A 239-nucleotide genomic window follows, 5' to 3' on the forward strand; every position below is an offset into this window, starting at 1 on the left:
CCCAGAGTCGGCTCATGCTGCACACGGTCGTGGAAGGCCGCGATGCGGGAATCGGCATGCCGGGACAGTGCGGACACCTCGGAGTGCTCGGGCTGGGAGGCATGTGAGTGGGAGGGGGTTGCCTGGGCATGATGCGCCATCGCAGTCTCCAGGGCCTTGAGCGTATGGGGCCCGGCTATGCCATCGACGCGCAAATGATGATCGGCCTGAAAGGAGCGCAAGGCGTGCTCGGTTTGGGG

Annotated in this window: 1 protein-coding gene; it reads right to left on the reverse strand. The window is 65.7% G+C overall.

From position 1 onward, the window contains the following. A partial coding sequence (locus ACP2WS_RS11375) for a peptidoglycan-binding domain-containing protein (RefSeq protein WP_426460867.1) occupies positions 1–239 on the reverse strand: 239 nt, incomplete at both ends.

Origin of the sequence: Brachymonas moutaii (nom. illeg.), from assembly GCF_049977365.1 — a bacterium.
Taxonomy (GTDB): domain Bacteria; phylum Pseudomonadota; class Gammaproteobacteria; order Burkholderiales; family Burkholderiaceae_C; genus Brachymonas.